The organism is Methylobacterium sp. J-026, from assembly GCF_022829585.1.
Classification (GTDB): Bacteria; Pseudomonadota; Alphaproteobacteria; order Rhizobiales; family Beijerinckiaceae; genus Methylobacterium.
In genome coordinates this window covers 39704-57258 of record NZ_JAKSYC010000156.1, presented here as the reverse complement: position 1 = coordinate 57258, position 17555 = coordinate 39704, and the positions used below count along the sequence as shown (strand labels likewise).

At 72.2% G+C, this 17555-nt stretch carries 13 protein-coding genes; 9 read left to right on the top strand and 4 right to left on the bottom strand.

The window, feature by feature from the left end; translation table 11 throughout:
- Window positions 1-10: 10 nt before the first annotated feature.
- The 3 genes from MKK69_RS14465 (at window position 11) to MKK69_RS31200 (ending at window position 5804) form a co-directional block, all read left to right on the top strand.
- A complete protein-coding gene (locus MKK69_RS14465; RefSeq protein WP_243968773.1) occupies window positions 11-904 on the top strand; it encodes a glycosyltransferase family 2 protein in 894 nt (297 codons plus the stop codon).
- Window positions 901-1857 carry a glycosyltransferase family 2 protein gene (locus tag MKK69_RS14460; RefSeq protein ID WP_243968771.1) on the top strand — a complete coding sequence of 319 codons (957 nt, stop codon included), beginning with the start codon at window positions 901-903 and terminating at the stop codon, window positions 1855-1857. The genes MKK69_RS14465 and MKK69_RS14460 overlap by 4 nt, the downstream gene beginning before the upstream one ends.
- A 932-nt stretch (window positions 1858-2789) precedes the next feature.
- Window positions 2790-5804, top strand: coding sequence for an autotransporter outer membrane beta-barrel domain-containing protein (locus tag MKK69_RS31200; RefSeq protein WP_313900854.1), 3015 nt, complete (start codon window positions 2790-2792; stop codon window positions 5802-5804).
- Window positions 5805-5945: 141 nt separating this feature from the next.
- Here MKK69_RS31200 and rutC read toward each other — a convergent pair whose 3' ends face one another.
- From rutC to rutA, 3 genes are read right to left on the bottom strand one after another with little or no spacing between them, the layout of a single operon-like run.
- Window positions 5946-6332, bottom strand: a complete 387-nt coding sequence (gene rutC, locus MKK69_RS14445) for a pyrimidine utilization protein C (protein WP_243968769.1) — start codon at window positions 6330-6332, stop codon at window positions 5946-5948.
- Window positions 6333-6375: 43 nt separating this feature from the next.
- Window positions 6376-7116, bottom strand: a complete 741-nt coding sequence (gene rutB / locus MKK69_RS14440) for a pyrimidine utilization protein B (protein WP_243968767.1) — start codon at window positions 7114-7116, stop codon at window positions 6376-6378.
- Complete coding sequence (gene rutA / locus MKK69_RS14435) at window positions 7116-8210, bottom strand: pyrimidine utilization protein A (protein ID WP_243968861.1); 1095 nt, start codon at window positions 8208-8210, stop codon at window positions 7116-7118. The genes rutB and rutA overlap by 1 nt, the downstream gene beginning before the upstream one ends.
- A 397-nt stretch (window positions 8211-8607) precedes the next feature.
- On the opposite strand from rutA, the gene MKK69_RS14430 reads away from it, so the two are divergent.
- Entirely contained in the window at window positions 8608-9021 is a 414-nt protein-coding gene (locus MKK69_RS14430; RefSeq protein WP_243968765.1) for a DUF4864 domain-containing protein, read from the top strand.
- A 25-nt stretch (window positions 9022-9046) separates the two neighbouring features.
- On the opposite strand, the gene MKK69_RS14425 is transcribed toward MKK69_RS14430, so the two are convergent.
- Entirely contained in the window at window positions 9047-9373 is a 327-nt protein-coding gene (locus MKK69_RS14425; RefSeq protein WP_243968764.1) for a hypothetical protein, read from the bottom strand.
- A 235-nt stretch (window positions 9374-9608) separates the two neighbouring features.
- Between MKK69_RS14425 and thrC the strand changes: the two genes are divergently transcribed.
- The 5 genes from thrC to MKK69_RS14400 all read left to right on the top strand — a co-directional run bounded on the left by thrC (window position 9609) and on the right by MKK69_RS14400 (window position 17535).
- Window positions 9609-11021 carry a threonine synthase gene (thrC, locus tag MKK69_RS14420; RefSeq protein ID WP_243968763.1) on the top strand — a complete coding sequence of 471 codons (1413 nt, stop codon included), beginning with the start codon at window positions 9609-9611 and terminating at the stop codon, window positions 11019-11021.
- A gap of 259 nt (window positions 11022-11280) precedes the next feature.
- Complete coding sequence (locus tag MKK69_RS14415; protein WP_243968760.1) at window positions 11281-12576, top strand: M16 family metallopeptidase; 1296 nt, start codon at window positions 11281-11283, stop codon at window positions 12574-12576.
- 467 nt (window positions 12577-13043) lie between these two features.
- Window positions 13044-15962 carry an EAL domain-containing protein gene (locus tag MKK69_RS14410; protein ID WP_243968758.1) on the top strand — a complete coding sequence of 973 codons (2919 nt, stop codon included), beginning with the start codon at window positions 13044-13046 and terminating at the stop codon, window positions 15960-15962.
- 243 nt (window positions 15963-16205) lie between these two features.
- Window positions 16206-16583 carry a hypothetical protein gene (locus tag MKK69_RS14405; RefSeq protein WP_243968756.1) on the top strand — a complete coding sequence of 126 codons (378 nt, stop codon included), beginning with the start codon at window positions 16206-16208 and terminating at the stop codon, window positions 16581-16583.
- Window positions 16584-16611: 28 nt separating this feature from the next.
- Window positions 16612-17535, top strand: coding sequence for a ferredoxin--NAD(+) reductase (locus MKK69_RS14400; RefSeq protein WP_243968859.1), 924 nt, complete (start codon window positions 16612-16614; stop codon window positions 17533-17535).
- The last annotated feature ends 20 nt before the right edge of the window (window positions 17536-17555 follow it).

Below are 17555 nucleotides of genomic sequence, written 5' to 3'. Positions count from 1 at the left end.
GATACGGCCGGTGCCTGATCCGCGGCTGGGGCGCGTCGCCGTCGGGATCACCCTGTTCCGGCCGGACCCGAGCCAGGTGGACCGCGTCCTGGCGCAGGTCCCGGCCGGCTACGCCGCGGTGATCGCCTTCGACAATGGCGGTCTCGCCGCCGGGGACGCGGCGCGCCTCGCCCGCGCCGGGGTGACCCTGCTGTCGGAGGGGCGCAACCTCGGCATCGCCGCGGCGCTCGACCGGATCGCCGGGGCCGCCCGCGCCGCGGGGGCCGACGCGCTCCTGCTCCTCGACCAGGATGCCGAGCCGCCGGCCGGCCTCGCCGCCGCGCTGCTGGCGGCCCGCGGCCGGCTGCGGGCGGCCGGGATCCCGGCGGCGGTGGTGGGCCCCGCCCCGGCGCCGGCCCCCGGCCACAAGGCGCCGGCCTACCCGCGCCGCCCCGGCGCGCGGGCGTGCGGCGACCTCGCCCCGGTGCAGTTCCTGGCGACTTCGGGCTCGCTGATCGACCTCGCCGCCCTGGCCCGGATCGGCCCGTTCCGCGCCGACTTCTTCATCGACGGGGTCGAGCTCGAATGGTGTTTCCGCGCCTGGAGCCTCGGCTTCGGCTGCTATCTCGCGCGCGCCGTCGCGATCCCCCACCGGGTCGGCGGCGGGGTGATCCGCGCCTTCGGGATCACGATGCCGCGCCAACCCCTGTTCCGCATGGCGACCTACCTGCGCAACGCGGTCTATGCCTGGCGGCTGCCGCACGTGCCGCTGCGCTGGAAGCTCGCCCAGGCCGCCTACCTGCCCGTCCAGGCCGGGCTGTACTGGGCGGCTTCGGGCTTTCGGCCCGCCGTGCTGCTGCGGCTCCTCGCGGCCGCCCGCGACGGCGCCCTCGGGCGCCTCGGCCCGCCGAAGGACCTGTTTTGACCGACCGCCCTGCCCCTCGGGCCGATCTGGACGTGGTGATCGTCAACTGGAACGGCGGCACCCTGCTCCACGCCTGCCTGGCGAGCCTCGCATCCGTCCAGGATGCCGGCTCCGTGCAGGTCATATTGGTCGACAACGCCTCCCGGGACGACTCGACGAGCGACCTGCCCCCCCTGCCCCGCCCCCTCCGGCTGATCCGGAACGCGGAGAATCGCGGCTTCGGCCGGGCCTGCGACCAGGGGGCCGCCGCCGGGGACGCCCCGGCGATCCTGTTCCTCAACCCCGACACGCAGGTGGCGCCCGACGCGCTCCGCCTGGCCCGGGCCGCCCTGACGGCCGATCCGCGGACCGGGATCGTCGGCGCCCAGCTCGTCGACCCCGAGGGGCGGACTGCGCGCTCCTGCGCCCGGGCCCCCTCGGCGCTCGGCCTCCTCGGCCGCGCCCTGGCGCTGGACCGGATCGGGCTCGTACCCCCGCATTTCCTCCTCGACTGGGACCACGCGGAGGACCGCGCCGTCGATCAGGTGATGGGCGCCTTCCTGATGATCCGCCGCGACCTGTTCCGGACCCTCGGCGGGTTCGACCCACGCTTCTTCGTCTACTGGGAGGATGTCGACCTCTGCACCCGCGCCCGGGCGGCGGGCTTTTGCGTGCGGCACGTGGCCGGGGCGGTCGCCCGCCATCTCGGCCAGGGCACGACCCGGCAAGTGCGGGCGCGGCGGCTGTTCTACTTCCTGCGCAGCCAGATCCTCTACGCCGGCAAGCACCACGGCGCCGCGACCGCCCTGGCCGTCACGGCGGCGAGCTTCGGCGCGCAGGTGCCGCTGCGGCTCGCCCTGGCGCTCGCCCGCCGCGCGCCGGACGAGGCCGCGGCGGTGCTGCGCGCGGCCGGCCTCCTGGCGGCGGCGCTGCCGGGCCTCGTGCGAAGCCTTCTGGCGCGGCCGACCGGCTGATCCCACGGGTTCGGGCCCAAGCCGGCAGGAGCCGGCAGGAGCCGACCGGGCCCGATCTCCGAGTCGCGTCCCGGACATGCGCGCGTCGCGAATAATAGAGGCCGGGTTGGTCCGCGTGCGCACACCGTCGCGGCGACCTCCCGGACCTGTGCGCGACCGCATCCGCGCGCCACGTGGTCGATCCGGACCGATTCAAATTTTCATCCGTTAAAATTCGACCAGTTTGGTCAATAAATCATAAAATTCGATGTTTAATATAACAATTCAAATATACAGTATCAAATATTAGAATATATATTTGCAATACTTCGAGATCGAATGTTGCATAAATCCGTCAGTTACAATTTTTCGATGGCCGGGTGATGCCCTGTCACTTGCGCTTCAAAATCTGAATTGCAAACACGCGTCACGGTGAAAAAATTCCATGGGCTCTGGAGCTTTTTTATCAGGCTGCGAGATCAATCATGAAAACACCCACTTATAGTGTGCTTGACTTGCGCCAGGCCCTTACATTTTCGGCCGCGGTCGCGAGCGTTGGAATCTTCGCGATGGCGGTGGCGCCCGGACATGTCCTGGCGCAGGGTGTGAATGTCGGGACGCTCAACAACGGGTCAGGTGGCACCATAACCGGTGGAGCTGGCAACGTCGGTCCCGCAGGTGCGGCCGGTACACAGGGGGCCACCGGGACGGCAGGTGCGACAGGCGGAGCGGGCACGGCGGGGACTTCAGGGGCGGACGTTTCCGGCAGCAATGCGAGCAACAGCAACGCGGGAACCGTGACCGGCGGGGCCGGCGGGGCCGGCGGCACCGGCGGCACCGGTGGCGCTGGCAGAGACAGCAGCGCTCCCTTCTCCCCGGCGACCGCGGGGCACGGCGGGGATGGCGGCCCGAGCGGCGCTGGCGGTGCCGGCGTGTCGGTCACGGGTTCGAGCGTGACGTTTTCCAACACCGGCACCCTCGGAGGCGGTGCAGGCGGCGTTGGGGGCGACGGCGGCCCCGGGGGACGAGTGTACTTCAGCGGCACGGACGGTGCCGGGGGCTCCGGCAGCACCGGCGGTGCCGGCGGCATCGGGGCTGTCTTTTCCGGGGCCGGCGCCGCGTTCACCAACGGGGGCCGGGTCCAGGGTGGCCTCGGCGGTGCCGGCGGCCGGGGCGCCACCGGCGGGGGTGACAGCCTGCTCAATTACACCACCGACGGCGGCGCCGGCGGTCATGGCGGCGACGGCGGTGCCGGCGGCTTCGGCGTCTCGTTCTCGGGACCGAACGCCGTCTTCACCAGCAGCGGCACCATCATCGGCGGCTCCGGTGGCGCGGGGGCCGCCGGCGGGACCGGCGGCGTGAGCGGCGGACCGAACAGGACCGGCAGCGGCGGTGACGGCGGCGATGCCGGAAACGGCGGCGCCGGCGCCGCGGGCGTCTCGTTCACCGGGACGAACGCAACGTTCACGAATACCGGCACGGTGACCGGCGGCAGCGGCGGGACCGGCGGCGACGGCGGTGCCGGTCAGCCCAGGGGCGTCAACAACACGTCAGGTTCACGCGACGGAATCGGAGGTCGGGGCGGAAACGGCGGTCCGGGCGGTCCCGGCATCGTCGGCGCGGGCGCGGCCATCACCAATTCCGGCACGATCAGCGGTGGCAATGGCGGCGCGGCCGGAAACGGCGCGGGGGGGAGCCCCAACGGCACCCCTGGCCTTGGAGGCGCCGGGATCACCGGTTCCGACCTGAGCGTCGTCAACGCCGGCACCGTCTCGGGGGGCCTCGGCGGCGACGGTACGACGCGCGCCAATGCCATCACCTTCACCGGCGGGACCAACCGCCTGGAACTGCAGGCGGGCTACACCGTCACCGGCCTCGCGGTGGTGCAGGGTGGCACCGCCACGTTCGCACTCGGCGGCGCGACCAATGCCAGCTTCGACGCATCCCTGCTCGGCCCCGTCGGCTCGCCCACGGCCCAGTATCAGGGCTTTTCCACCTACGAGAAGACCGGAGCCTCCACCTGGGCGCTGACAGGGACCAACAACACCCTGTCCGACCCCTGGACCGTCAGAGGCGGGATTCTCAACGTCACCGGTTCGCTCTCGGCGGCACCGTTCACGGTCGGCTCCGGTGGGACGCTGGCGGGGTCCGGCACCATCGGGAGTCTCGCCGTCGCCAACGGCGGCCTCGTCAGTCCCGGTGCGGTCTCGGGTGCGCCCACGACGCTGACGGTCAATGGATCCGTCACCTTCGCCGCGGGCGCGACCTACGCTGTCCGCGCCACGCCCACGGCCTCCGATCGCATCGCCGCGACCGGTGTCGCGACGCTGGGCGGCGCCCAGGTCTCCGTGCTGGCCGGCTCGGGCACCTACGCGGCCTCCAACACCTACAATATCCTCGCCGCTCAGACCGTGTCCGGTACGTTCGGGTCCGTAACTTCGAACATGGCGTTCCTGACGCCGAGCCTCAGCTATCCCAACAACACGGTGGTGCTGACGCTCACGCAGACCGCGCCGGTCCAGAGCGTGTCGACCACGCCCAACCAGACCAGCACCGCCACAGCCGTCCAGGCCGCAGTCTCGACGACACCCCCGGCCGCGACGCCGGCCGCGACGCGATCAACGCCGCCGGCCGCAGCGCAGTCGACGACACCGGCCGCGACGCAATCCACGACACCGGCCGCAGCGCAGTCCACGACACCGGCCGCGGCGCAGTCCACGACATCGGCCGCGGCGCAGTCCACGACACCGGCCGCGACGCAGTCCACGACATCGACCGCGGCGCAATCCACGACGCCGGCCGCGGTGGTTGCTTCGGCGGTCCTGACACAGTCAGCACCGGGTGCGATCCAGGCGCTCAACGCCCTCTCGGGCGAGGTCCAGGCCAGTGCCGCGAGCGCCCAAGCCCAGATCGCCTTCCTGGTCCAGGAAACGATCTTCGACCACCTGCGCTTCGGCGAGAGCAACGGTTTCGCGCAGGGCCTCGGCCTCGGCGGCCCCGGCCTGACGGGCTCGATCGGCCAGCGCTTCGCCCCCGGCACCACCCTGCCGGCAACCTACACCACCGGCGGGTCCGGCGCCCCGACCGTCAGCCTCATACCGGTGCGGCCCTTGCCGCCGACCTACGCGGTCTGGGGCCAGGTCTTCGGCGCGTTCGGCGAGACCGCCAGAACCGCCAACACCGACCGCCTCACCGCGCAGGCTGGCGGGTTCATGCTCGGCATCGAGACCGCGCCGGGCGTGCTCGGGGGACCCCTGGACGGGTGGCAGGCGGGTATCGCGGCCGGCTACAGCCTCACGGCCTTCGACGTCAGCGCCCGGCAGTCGACCGGACAGATCGAGAGCGGTCTGGCTGCGATCTATGCCCGCGGGCCGGTGGGGCCGCTGCAGGTGCGGCTCGGGGCGGTCTACTCGGGCGATGCGCTGGACACGCGCCGTACCGTGATCTTCCCCGGCTTCAGCCAAGCGCTGACCGGCAAGGCGGGGGGTGACAGCGCCTACGGCTTCGGCGAGGTCGGCTACCGGTTCGCCTGCGCGCAGGGCTATGTCGAGCCGTTCGTGGGCGGGTCTGCGCTGCACGTCCACCGCGAGGGTTTCACGGAGGTGGGCGGTGCCTCGGCGCTGACGGTGTTCGGGCGCTCCTACGACATCCAGACGGCCACGACCGGCCTTCAGGGGCAGGTGCTGCTGGATCTGTTCGGGACGGAGCGCCCGGTGGTCGCGCGCGGTCTGATCGGCTACCGGCGGGCGTTCGGAGATGTCGTCCCGTCCGCGCTGCTGGCCTTCGGGGGTGGGACGCAGACGTTCCAGACGGCGGGCGCACCGGTCGCGCGGGATGCGCTGGTGACCATGGTCGGTCTGGACTGGCAGGTGGCGACCAGCACGACAGTGGGCGTAGCCTATGTCGGACAGGTGGGTGAGCGGGCAGAGAGCCACGCCATCAAGGGAAGCTTCAACGTCCGTTGGTGACGGGGCTCCGTCCCGCCCGGGGTGTCCCGCAGGTTCCCGATCGCGCGACGCCGGGTCCATGACCGGGCGCGGCGCCCGGCGCCTGCGGGACACTCGAGACCGGCCAGACCTGCGACCGAGGGGTCGAAGCCGGACCGTCCGTCACCGGCCGATATGCGCGACGGAGGCGATCTCCACGCGGGCGTCGGGCTTCACCAGCCCGCACTGGATGCAGTACCGCGCCGGCTTCTCCCCCGGGAAGTATTCCGCGTAGACGGCGTTGATCGCCGCGTAATCGGCCCAGTCCGTCAGGAAGACGTGGTTGAAGGTGACGTCGTCCATCGTGCCGCCCGCGGCCTCGACCACGCCCTTGATCGTTTCCAGCACGTGGCGGGTCTGGGCGCCGGCGTCGCCGACATGGACGACGTTGGCTTGCCGATCGAGCGGCAGCGTGCCCGAGACGTACAGCACCCCGTCGGCCAGCGTGCCCGGCACATAGGGCGCCAGGGGCTTGGCCGACCCCGGCGGAACGACGACCTGCTTCGGCATCTTTTGGGACTTTCGCGTTGCGGGTGCCGGGACCGCGGGCGGTCTATCCGGCTGCGGTGCGCGCCTGCGCGGCCAGGGCCTGTTCGAACGACGCCACGTCCGAGACCCAGCCGAAGAAGGTCTCGATATTGGCGAGCGCCCCCTCGTGCAGGCTCCGCGGCCCGGCCTGATGGGTGGCATCCGCCAGGACGATCCCGAAATACTCCCGGTGGTAGCCGTCCCGCAGGGTCGATTCCACGCAGACATTGGTGGCGATGCCGGTGAAGACCAGCGTGTTCACGCTCCTTGCCCGCAGCATGCTGTCGAGCGGCGTGTTGTAGAAGCCGCTGTAGCGCGGCTTGCCGAGCACGATATCCTCGGGCTCCGGCTTCAGGGCGTCGACCAGGGCGTAGTCCCACGAGCCCTTGGCGAGCAGGCGCTCGTTCATGTCGGGTCGCCGCCGCATCGTCTTGAGGGCGTTCGACTTGTGCCAGTTCGGCGAGCCCGGGCCGCCGGCCTCGACGTAGTCCGGGTCCCAGCCGTTCTGGAACCACAGGACCCGGATCCCGGAAGCCCGCGCCGCCGCCACCGCGCGGACGATCTGGGCGATGACCGGGCCGGTGCCCGACACGTCGAACCCCGCGAGGTCGAGGTAACCCCCCGGGCTCGCATAGGCGTTCTGCACGTCCACCACGATCAGCACCGTGGCGGCGGGATCGAAGGCGATCGGTTCCGGCCGGGCCGGCAGCGTCACGCCGCCGTGCCGGCCCCTTGCATCGCGGAACCCCGCGGGGGCGGCGTCCATCACGCGACCTCCGCCAGCGGCGCCGCGGCGATGTGCCGGCGCGTGTGCATCAGCGGCTGGATCCGCGTCCCGAAGGCGTCGAGCCCTTTGAGGAAATCGTCGAACACCAGCAGCACGCCCTCCACCCCGGCGATCGCCCCGATCGCGTCGAGCATGGCGGCCACGGTGGCGTAGCTGCCCACCAGGGTGCCCATGTTGAGGTTCACCGCCCCGGCGGCATCGGCGAGCTGGCGCACGTTGGTGTCGGCCCCGGAGGTCGTGTCGGCCGCGCCCTGGCGGCCGAGCCACGCGATCGCCTCGGCATCCGCCCCCGCCCGGTAGTGCTCCCAGGTGGCCATGGCCGCGGCGTCGGTCTCGTCGGCGACGATCATGAACAGGGCGTAGCAGGTCACCCGCCGCCCGGTCTTCGCGCTGGCCTCCGCCAGCCTGTCGACCACGGGCGCGAAGGCGGTGGGCGTGTTGAGACCCTTGCCCAGGCAGAAATTGTAGTCGGCATACTGCGCCGTGAAGGCCAGCCCCGCCCCGCTCTGGCCGGCGCAGATGATCTTCATCGGCGCCTGCGGCCGGGGGCTCAGCCGGCAATCGTTCATCTGGAAATACGTGCCCTTGAGGTCGCTGACGCCGGTCTCCCACAGCGCGCGCAGCACCTGAGCATACTCGGCCAGGTATGCGTAACGATCGGCGAAATACGCGTCGCCCGGCCACAGGCCCATCTGGTCGTATTCCGGCTTCTGCCAGCCGGTGACGAGGTTCAGGCCGAAGCGCCCGTCCGAGATCGAGTCGATGGTCGCGGCCATGCGGGCGACGATCGCCGGCGGCAGGCACAGGGTCGCCGCGGTGGCGAACAGCCGGATCCGGGTGGTGACGGCCGCGAGCCCGGCCATCAGGGTGAAGGATTCGAGGTTGTGGTCCCAGAACTCGGTCTTGCCGCCGAAGCCGCGCAGCTTGATCATCGACAGGGCGAAGTCGAACCCGTAGCCCTCCGCCTTCAGGGTGATCGCCTTGTTGAGCGCGAAGCTCGGGCGGTACTGCGGGGCGTTCTCCGACAGGAGCCAACCGTTGTTGCCGATCGGGATGAACACCCCGAGGCTCATGGCCGCCTGTCCGCCCGGCGTCCCGCCGACGGGATCCCCGGGCGACGGCGCCCCCGTCGCGGCCTCGCTCTGCGTCATCCACCTGCGCTCCACCGGGCCGGCTCCCGACCCCCGGGACCCGAGTCGGCCGATCGGAGGCTCGCAAAACCGGGCTGGAGGGTCAAACCCGCGGCGGCGATTCGGCGCGAAAATGCCTCTCTTTCCAGCGGCTTGCACAACCGCAGCGCGATGCCTGCCCAACCCATGCGCGCTCGATGCGTGCGGGCCGCAGGGCCAGAACAGGTTTCCATGCGGGAAGTCTGAATGCGATGTCGCGCGCCGATTGTCGTCGCCGAACCGGGGACCATTTCCTGACGTCGATGATAAGTCTCGGTTCGGTCTTGCCGGAGTGACAGCGATGCGCGCGTGGCCCGCCCTCCTCCTCGTCCTCGGCCTCGCGGGACCGGCGGCCGCCGACGAGGGGGGCCGGGCGGCGGCCCGGGCGGTGATCGCCGCGCAGGAACAGGCCTTCGGACGCGACGACGCGCAGGCCGCCTACGATCAGGCCGCGCCGGCGATCCGGGAGCTGTTCCCGAATGCCGACCTGTTCCTCGGCATGGTGCGCAACCAGTACCGCCCGGTCTACCGCCACCGCAGCTTCGTGTTCGGCGAAGCGCAGGACACGGACGCGGCGGGGGTGACGCAGTCGGTGGCGATCCAGGACGAGTACGGCGTCGACTGGACCGCCGAATACAGCCTCGCCCGGGACGCGGACGGGCGCTGGCGCATCACCGGCTGCCGCCTGATCAAGGCGCCGGGCACCAACGCCTGAGCGGCGGCGCCCGGCGCCGGCGGGGTCAGCGCGCGTCGGACCGGAGGGTCGCGAGCTTGTCGAGGAGCTGCAGGGTGATGTCGGCGCAGGCCTTCGTCGTCTCGTCGTCGGCGCATTTCACGTCGAGGCGGGCGTCGCCGCGCGCGATCACGAAATGGGCGCCCCTCGGCGGCGGGGGCGGCGGGCCGTCGGGGCCGGGGCCGCGCCGGGGCCCGCCCGGCGGCGGCGGCGGCGGCGCACCGGCCTCGGGGCCGGGTCTCGGGCCGCCGGGCGGCGGCGGCGGGGTCTGGGCGAAGGCCACGGTGCCGGACAGCAGGGCCGCGACGCCGGCCAGGGCGATGATTCGGGTCATGTCGGCTCTCTTCGAGGATCGGTCCGCCCGCATCTTTGCGCAGAGATCCGCGCGCCGCCGGGCCATCCGGCTGATAGGCGTCGGTGTCCGAACCGGCCCTGAACCGTGCCGTTCAGCCCCGGTTAAGCCACCGGCCCTGCCCCGCGGGCAGACCGGCCGCGCGGCGGAGGCCGCCCTCTTCTTTCGACACGCCCGCCGGCATCGTGTAGACGGGGCGCCTTCCTCGGAGGCCCCTGTGCTCCACGTCTCGACCCGCGGCGAGGCCGCGCCGCTCTCGTTCTCGGACGCGCTCCTGGCGGGCCTCGCCCGCGACGGCGGGCTCTACGTGCCCCAGACCTGGCCGCAGCTCGGCCGCGCGGAGATCGCCGCGCTGGCGGGCCGGCCCTACGCGGAGGCCGCCAAGCGCGTCCTGCGCCCGCTGATCGACGGCGAGATCGCCGGCCCGGACCTCGACCGGATGATCGACGAGTCCTACGCCACGTTCCGCCATCCGGCGGTCTGCCCGCTGACCCAGCTCGACGACAACCTGTTCCTGCTGGAGCTCTTCCACGGGCCGACGCTCGCCTTCAAGGACGTGGCGATGCAGCTGCTCGGGCGGCTGATGGACCACGTCCTCGTCCAGCGCGACACCCGCGCCACCATCGTGGGCGCGACCTCGGGGGATACCGGCTCGGCCGCCGTCGAGGCCTTCGGCGGCCTCGACCGGGTCGACATCTTCATCCTCTACCCGCACGGGCGCGTGTCCGAGGTCCAGCGGCGGCAGATGACCTCGGTGCCGGCCCAGAACGTCCACGCGCTGGCCGTCGACGGCACCTTCGACGATTGCCAGAACCTGGTCAAAGCCCTGTTCCAGCACGCCGATTTCGCCGATTCGGTGCGCCTGTCCGGGGTCAACTCGATCAACTGGGCCCGGGTCGCCGCGCAGGCCGTCTACTACTTCACCAGCGCGGTCGCTCTGGGCGCCCCCCACCGCCCGGTCTCCTTCGCGGTGCCCACGGGTAATTTCGGCGACGTGCTCGCCGGCTGGGTCGCCAAGCGGATGGGCCTGCCGATCGAGCGGCTGATGATCGGCACCAACGCCAACGACATCCTGGTGCGCACCCTGGAGCACGGCGCCTACGCGCTGCGCGGGGTCGTGCCCACGACCTCGCCCTCCATGGACATCCAGATCTCGTCGAACTTCGAGCGGCTGCTGTTCGAGGCGCTCGGCCGCGACGCCTCGTCCCTCGCGCGGCTGATGGCCGGGCTGAAGCAGTCCGGCGGCTTCTCCCTGAGCCCGGAGGTGCTGGCCACAATCCGCTCCGAGTTCGATGCCGTCGCGGTGCCGGAGAACGACGTGATGGAAGAGATCGCCCTGACCCAGGCCGCCACCGGGGTGGTCCTCGATCCCCACAGCGCCATCGGCGTGCGCGCCGCCCGCCGGCTCCTGGAGCAGGACCCCGCAACCCCTGTCGTCGCCCTCGCCACGGCGCACCCCGCAAAGTTCCCGGACGCGGTCGCCAAGGCCACCGGCGGCCTGCGCCCGCCGCTGCCGCCGCACCTCGCCGACCTCATGGACCGGCCCGAGCGCATGACCCCAGTGGCCAACGACCAGGCCGCCGTGGAGCGGCTGATCCGCGCGCGCGCCCGCATCACGAGGGGCGCGTGAGCTTGGCGCGACGGTCCCCCTTCCCCCTCTGCGGGGGAGGGTGGCCCAATGGGCGCCCTCTGCGTCAGCAGGGGTCGGGCCGGGACGAAGTCCCGCAAGAGGGGAGCGACGGTGCAGGACATCGCTCGGCCTTCATGAAGGCTTTTGCCCCTTCCGGAAGCCGGGTTCCCCATTCCCGACTCCCTTCGGGGGCCACCCTCCCCCGCAGACGGGGGAGGGATCCCGCGCCGGATTCGGCCCCCCACGCGACGAGCCGTCGATGAACCAGCACTTCTCCACGCACGCCGCCTCCCCGTCCCTGCGCACGACGCAGCTGCCCAACGGCGTCACGGTGGTCACCGAGCCGATGCCGGGCGTGGCCACCGCCAGCCTCGGCGTCTGGGTCGGGGCCGGCTCGCGCAACGAGCGGGCGGACGAGGCCGGGCTGTCCCACCTGATCGAGCACATGGCGTTCAAGGGCACGCGGACGCGCTCGGCCCAGAGAATCGCCGAGGAGATCGAGAATGTCGGCGGCGAGATCAACGCCGCCACCTCCACGGAGGGGACGAGCTATACCGCCCGGGTGCTCGGCGAGGATGCCGGCCTCGCCCTCGACGTGATCGGCGACATCCTTACGGATTCGGTGTTCGACGCCGGCGAACTCGCCCGGGAGAAGGGCGTGATCCTGCAGGAATACGCCGCCGTCGAGGACACCCCCGACGACGTGGTCTACGACGCCTTCACCGAAGCCGCCTTCCCGGACCAGCCGGTCGGCCGGCCGATCCTGGGGCGGCCCGAGACGATCCGGAGTTTCGACGAGGCCGGGATCCGCGCCTATCTCGCCCGGGAATACACGCCGGACCGCATCGTCGTGGCCGGGGCCGGGGCCGTGACCCACGAGGCGATCGTGGCGGCGGCCGAGCGGCATTTCGGCGCCCTGCCGGCCGCGGGGGCGCCCGCCGCTGTCCCGGGGGTCTATGGCGGCGGCGAGCGGCGGATGCCGCGCAAGCTCGAACAGGCCAACGTGGTGATCGGCCTGCCGGGCCTGTCGTTCCGGGACGCGGGCTACTACGCGCTGCACATGTTCGCGCAGGTGCTCGGTGGCGGCCTGACCTCCCGGCTCTGGCAGGAGGTGCGCGAGACCCGCGGCCTCGCCTACGAGATCCAGGCCTTCCACTGGCCGTTCTCCGATTGCGGCCTGTTCGGCATCGGCGCCGGGACCGCGGGGGCGGACCTGCCCGAGCTCGTGGACGTGACGCTCGCGGCCACCGCCCGGGCGGCCCGCGACCTCGACGCCACCGAGATCGCCCGGGCCAAGGCGCAGCTCAAGGTCTCGCTGCTCTCGGCGCTGGAGACCCCGGGCGGGCGGATCGAGCGCAACGCCCGCCAGATCCTGGCCTGGGGCCGGGTGATCCCCGCCGGGGAGGTGATCGCCAAGGTCGACGCCGTCACGGTGGCGGATGTCCGCGCCGCGGCCGCCGCGATGCTCAAGGGCGCACCGACGCTGGCGGCGATCGGCCCGATCCGCAAGCTGCCCAGCCTGGACCGGATCGGAGCCGCGCTCCGGGGGGCGTGATTCTTTGGTGGGCCGCGCGGGCGCGACAATGCCGTGCGCCCTCCCTCCCTCCCCGTTGCGGGGCAGGGTGGCCCCCGGAGGGGGTCGGGGCGAAGTCCCGCTAGGGGGGGGCGACGGTGCAGGATGAAGCTGCGCCCGCCATGAAGGCTGTGCCTTATCTTGAAGCCGGGCTCCCCTCTCCCGACCCGGCCTGACGGCCGCCCCATCCTCCCCCGCAGAGGGGGGAGGGAGAGCTGTGGAATCGCGCGTGCTCATATCACGTGGATTCGTAGCCTCTCAGGATGCGGCGCGCGCAGGGGAGAATCCGAGCCGGACAGGCCCGGAGACGCCCCGGAACGGCCAGCCCCTGCCCCGCCCAACTTGATTTGGCCGCAAAGGAGCGCGATCCGCGGCATGTGGACCGGCCCCGGGGCGACCTTGCCCCGGGTCGGGCCCGCACCTATCGATCGAGGCCGCCCGGGCGGTCGATGCCGCTTCTCGCACGGCCGGAAGTCAAGACACCCTTGCGCATCCTCGCCCTCCTCCTGACCCTGGTCGGCGGCCTCGTCGGTGCCCTCGCGCTCAGCGGTCCCGCCCGGGCCGTGGAGGCGGTGCGCGTCACCCTCGACGCGCCGGTGATCGACCTGACCTCCGCCATCGAGCGCTATCGCTCGGACGGCGACCTGATCCAGATCTCCACGGCGCCCGGCAAGGACGGCATCGTCCGCCGGATCGTCGTGAAGGCCCGCGATGCCGGCGCCCGGCCCGACTGGATCGTGTTCGCGCTCACCAACGACACCGACGAGCAGATCGACCGCATCCTAGTCGCCCCGCATTTCCGGCTGGTGGATTCCGGGGTGATCTGGCCGGATCTCGGCGGCTCGCGGATCGCCGCCATCACGGCGAGCCAGGGCATCCGCCCGGAGCGGGACGAGAATCCGGAAGCCGACCAGTTCACCATCACCCTGGATCCCGGCACGACCATCACCTACGTGGCCGAGTTGCGCGGCGCCAACATCCCCCAGCTCCACCTCTGGGACCAGGACGCCTATCGCCGGAAGGCCGCCGGCCTGACCCTCTACAAGGGCATCATCATCGGCATCAGCGGGCTGCTGGCGCTGTTCCTGACCATCGTGTTCGTGGTCAAGGGCGCGATCATCTTCCCTGCCGCCGCCGCGCTCGCCTGGTCGGTCCTCGCCTACGCGTGCATCGATTTCGGCTTCCTGCAGCGGGTCTTCCCGGTCACGGAACTCGCCGAGCGGGTCTACCGGGCCTCCGCGGAGGCGGTGCTCGGGGCGACGCTCCTGGTCTTCCTGTTCGCCTATCTCAACCTCGCCCGCTGGCACGTGCGCTACAGCCACGTGGCGTTCTTCTGGCTGGCCTTCCTGGCCGGCCTCGTCGGGCTCGCGGTGTTCGACCCGCCGGTGGCCGCGGGGGTGGCGCGCATCTCCATCGCGGCTGTCGCCGGCATTGGGCTGCTGCTGATCCTCTACCTCGCGGTCCATAACGGCTACGACCGGGCGATCCTGCTGGTGCCGACCTGGCTGCTGCTGGTGATCTGGGTGACGGCGGCGGGCTTCGCGGTCACCGGCCAGATCGGCAGCGACCTCGTGCAGCCGGCGCTGATCGGCGGCCTCGTGCTGATCGTGATGCTGATCGGCTTCACGGTGCTCCAGCACGCCTTCGCGGGGGGCGGCCTCAGCCACGCCCTCGTGTCCGACACCGAGCGCCGGGCGCTGGCGCTGACCGGGGCGGGCGACGTGGTGTTCGACTGGGACGTGCCCGCCGACCGGGTTTTTGCGGGTCCCGAGATCGAGGCCCAGCTGGGCCTGCCCCGCGGCACCCTGGAGGGGCCGGCGACCAACTGGCTCGGCACGCTCCACCCGTTCGACGTGGAGCGCTATTCGGCGGCCCTCGACACGGTCATCGAGGAGCGGCGCGGCCGCATCGTCCACGATTTCCGCCTGCGCTCGGCCGCCGGCACGTTCTTCTGGTACCGGCTGAAGGCGCGGCCGGTGATCGGCGCCGACGGCGAGGTGATCCGGGTGGTCGGCACCATCGCGGACGTCACCGAGATCAAGACCGCCGAGGAGCGCCTGCTCCACGACGCCGTGCACGACAGCCTCACCGGCCTGCCCAACCGCGAATTGTTCGGCGACCGCCTCGACGCGGCTCTGGCCTTCGCCAGCCAGGACCCGCGCCTCAAGCCGACCGTGCTTGTGCTCGACGTCGACCGGTTCAAGGGCATCAACGACGCGATCGGCCTGTCGGCGGGCGATTCGATCCTGCTGACCCTGTCCCGAAGGCTCGGCCGCCTGCTGCGGCCGCAGGACACGCTGGCCCGGGTGGCGGGCGACGAGTTCGCGGTGATCCTCCTGTCCGAGCGCGAGCCCGACCGGATCCTGGCCTTCGCCGAGATGATCCGCCGGGCGATCGCCACGCCGATCACCTACGCGGACCGGGAGATCTTCCTCACCGTCTCGATCGGGCTCGCCCTCCACGAGGCCGGCGCCAACCTCAAGCGCGAGGAGGTGTTCAAGAGCGCCGAGGTCGCCATGATCCAGGCCAAGCGCAACGGCGGCGACCGGATCGAGGTGTTCCGCGCCCATATGCGCACCGACCGGACCGACCGGCTGATGCTGGAGAGCGACCTGCGCAAGGCGATCGAGCGCAACGAGCTGAAGGTGCTGTTCCTGCCGGTGGTCCGCCTCGAGGACCGCACCGTGGCGGGGTTCGAGACCGTCCTGCGCTGGGACCATCCGAAGCTCGGGCGCATCCCGGCCACGACCTTCCTGCCGCTCGCCGAGGAGAGCGGCTTCGTGGTCAATCTCGGCATCTTCGCCCTGGAGCGGACCGCCCTGGAGCTCGCCGCCTGGCAGCGCTCCCTGGAGGTCGAGCCGCCGATCTTCGCGGCCTGCAACCTGTCCTCGCGCCAGCTCCTGCGCCACGACCTGCTGCACGACGTGAAGACCGTGCTGGCCCGCTCCGGGGCGCTGCCGGGCTCGCTCAAGCTGGAATTCAGCGAGAGCCTGGTGATGGAGAACCCGGAATATGCCGCCCAGATGCTGGCGCGGATCCACGACCTCGGGGCCGGCCTGTGCCTGTCGGATTTCGGCACCGGCTATTCGGCGCTCTCCTACCTGCAGCGCTTCCCCTTCGACACGATCAAGGTCGATTCGACCTTCGTGCGCCAGATCGGCACCGGGCAGACCGCGATCCTGCGCTCCATCGTCCGGATGGCGAGCGAATTGAACCTCGCCATCGTGGCGGAGGGCTGCGAGTCCGAGGCCGACGCCCAGGCGCTCGCCGGGCTCGGCTGCGAATACGCGCTCGGCCCGGCCTTCGGCGAGCCGATGACCATGCTCCAGGCCCGCCAGATCGTCGGGGCGGCGCCGGAGGCGGCGTGAGGTCGGGGCCGGCCCGGCCGATCCGGTCCGTTGCCGACCGGCGATCGACGCGGTGGCAGGGGCGGTGACGACCCTGAACCCTGTTGGGCTCCCGGGCCGGAGTTTCGGGGACATGCCCTGGGGGCCTGGCGCGCCCCGCCGACGGGCACAAAGCGATCGATCAGTTTAAGCCGCCCTTAACCATGCCCGCGCAAGATCCTGTTGATGGACGGGTCCTTCAGCGCCCGGGATGGGGATGGTCGGATGGCCGAGGCGGCGCGGCGTTACCAGCAGGCAGGCAGCTCCGATCTCGTGCGCCGCCTGATGGCGCGTCCGGTGCGGCTCGAGCAGCAGGCCCGGACCCGTCTGCCCCGCCCCGGCCGCGATCCGCGCCCCGCCGAGGCGGCTGCCGACGACCTGCTGGACGACCTGTCGAACGATCTGGACGAGGCCGACGAGATCGTCCGCCTCGAGACCGAGCTTCAGGTGGTCAAGGCGGTGCTCCGCGCCCAGCGGCAGGAGGTCGAATCGCTGCGGGCGCAGCGCCAGCTCCTCACCGAATCGGCCTCGACCGACGACGTCCGCGCGACCCGGGAACGCTGGGCGGCCCTGGTCGACTCGCTCCTGATCCGTGCCCGCTGATCGCGCGGCGGACATGCGGGGTCAGGCCATGGGGGCGCGCTGCTCGCTCGTCGTCAACGGTCGGTCGGTGCGGGTCTCGACCGGCGACACGCCGCTCGAGGCGGCGCTCGCCGAGGGCATGATCGCGCCGCTGCAGGCCCAGCCCGGCACCCTCCTCGCCGGCCAGGGGGCGGTCGCGCCGTCCGGGCGCCGTCCGCCGGCCCGCCGGGCCCGGGCCGAGGCCCTGCGGCCGGCCCTCCCGGGGCCCCCGATCCCGGGCCAGGAGGCGGCGGCGGCCCAACCCGTCACCGTCCGCAAGGGCCATGTCACGGAGATCCGCCGGCTCAGCCCCGGCATCGTCGAGATCGTCGCGACCCTGACCCGGCGCCCCACCCTCGAACCCGGCCACCAGGCGCTGGTCACCTTCGCGGGGATGCAAGCGCTGACGCTGTCCCCGACCCTGCGGGTCGACGGCGCGGCCGAGATCAACGAGGCGGTGTTCCACGTCGCCCGCGACCCCGAGGGCGGCCCGGTCGACGCGATCCGGCTCGACCAGCCCGTGCGCCTCAAGGGCCCCGTGGGCCGGGGGCAGTACCGCCCCGGGGGCGGGCGCCTCGTCCTGGTGGCGGCCGGCGCCGGCTTCGGCGCGATCTGGGCGATCGCCCGGGCGGCCCGCTACGTCGAGCCCGCCCGCGAGATGGCGCTGGCGGTCGGGGCCCTGGACGCCCTCGACCTGTACATGCGCGAGAGCCTGGACTGGCTGCGCCGCACCGGCGTCGCCCGGATCGTGCTCTGCGCCGACCGTGGCCGCCAGCGCCCGCCGGACGTGCGCTCGGGTCCCCTCACCGCCCACCTGCCGAGCCTGCGCGCCACCGACGTGGTCCACGTGGCCGGCGACGTCTCGACGGTGGGCGCCGTGCAGGTGCTCGCCGCCTCGGTGGGCGCCCGCTGCTACCCGATCGTGCTCGACTGAGGACCGCCGCCTCGACGCGG